This is a genomic window from Mesorhizobium sp. M7A.F.Ca.US.006.04.2.1, assembly GCF_004022915.1.
In the GTDB taxonomy this organism is placed as follows: domain Bacteria; phylum Pseudomonadota; class Alphaproteobacteria; order Rhizobiales; family Rhizobiaceae; genus Mesorhizobium; species Mesorhizobium ciceri.
Genome location: NZ_RZQA01001263.1, coordinates 1 through 1,253 on the forward strand (window position 1 = coordinate 1; position 1,253 = coordinate 1,253).

Genomic DNA, 1,253 nt, shown 5'->3' on the forward strand with positions numbered 1-1,253 from the left:
GTGCTGGAAGACAAAGCCGACATTGCGATCCTGGATCGACTTGTGCGAGGCGTCCTCGTCGCCGAAGAAGATGTTTCCGCGCGTCGGCCGCTCCAGTCCGGCGATCAGCCTGAGCAGCGTCGTCTTGCCGGAGCCGGACGGCCCCAGCAACGCGATCAGTTCGCCCGACTTGATATCGAGCGACACGTCGTGGAGGGCCGGAAACCGGTCAAACTCCTTGCGCACGTTGGCAACGCGAACTTCCATGCAAATCCCTCTGTCAGTGTCCGCGCGTCGCGGCGATCTCGGCGCCGTAGCGCATCTCGAGAAGTGTTTTCAAGACCAGCGTGACGAGCGCCAGGCCCGCAAGCAATGAAGCGACGGCGAAGGCGCCGACGGCGTTGTACTCGTTATAGAGGATTTCGACATGCAGCGGCATGGTGTTGGTCAGGCCGCGTATATGGCCCGACACCACCGAGACCGCGCCGAACTCGCCCATGGCGCGCGCATTGCACAGGAGCACGCCGTAGAGCAGCCCCCATTTGACGTTGGGCAAGGTCACGTACCAGAAGGTCTGCCAGCCATTGGCGCCAAGCGAAAGCGCTGCCTCCTCGTCGCCATTGCCTTGCTCCTGCATCAGCGGGATCAACTCGCGGGCGACGAAGGGGAAGGTGACGAAGATTGTGGCCAGCACGATGCCCGGCACGGCAAACAGGATGACGATGCCATGCGCTTTCAGCCAGGTGCCGAGCAGCCCCTGGGCGCCGAACAGAAGCACATAGACGAGGCCCGATATGACCGGGGAGACCGAGAAGGGAAGGTCGATCAGCGTGGTCAGGAAGGCCTTGCCCTTGAACTCGAACTTGGCGATCGCCCAGGCGGCGGAGATGCCGAACACAATGTTGAGCGGTACCGAGATCGCGGCGACCAGCAGCGTCAGCCGGATCGCCGAGCGTGTGTCGGGATTGCCGAGCGCTTCGGTGTAGGCACCGATGCCCTTGGCGAAGGCTTCGTTGAAGACGATGATCAGCGGCAAGAGCAGGAAAATGCCGAGGAAGGCAAAGGCGACGGCCATCAGGGCCAGACGCGCCGGGCGGCTTTCCGTGACCGCCGCCGACTGGCTTTCATGGTGCGGTTCGTAGGATTTGATCTCCGGATCAGCCATAGCGCTTGCGGCTCCACGACTGTGCGAGATTGACGACCAAAAGCATGATGAATGACAGGGCGAGCATGATCGCCGCAATCGCGGTTGCCGCCGGGTAATTGTATTCCTC

The 1,253-nt window shown here is 62.3% G+C and carries 2 protein-coding genes and 1 pseudogene; all 3 read right to left on the reverse strand.

Annotated features, from left to right (window positions below; genetic code table 11):
- On the reverse strand, positions 1 to 246 hold a 246-nt coding region (locus tag EN925_RS36445), incomplete at its 3' end, for an ATP-binding cassette domain-containing protein (RefSeq protein ID WP_128337397.1).
- Between the two features lie 13 nt (positions 247 to 259).
- Positions 260 to 1,144 carry a sulfate ABC transporter permease subunit CysW gene (gene cysW / locus EN925_RS36450; protein WP_013530874.1) on the reverse strand — a complete coding sequence of 295 codons (885 nt, stop codon included), beginning with the start codon at positions 1,142 to 1,144 and terminating at the stop codon, positions 260 to 262.
- Positions 1,137 to 1,253 (reverse strand): annotated as a pseudogene (locus EN925_RS36455) (molybdate ABC transporter permease subunit); the annotation flags it as partial. The pseudogene EN925_RS36455 and the gene cysW, both read right to left, overlap by 8 nt.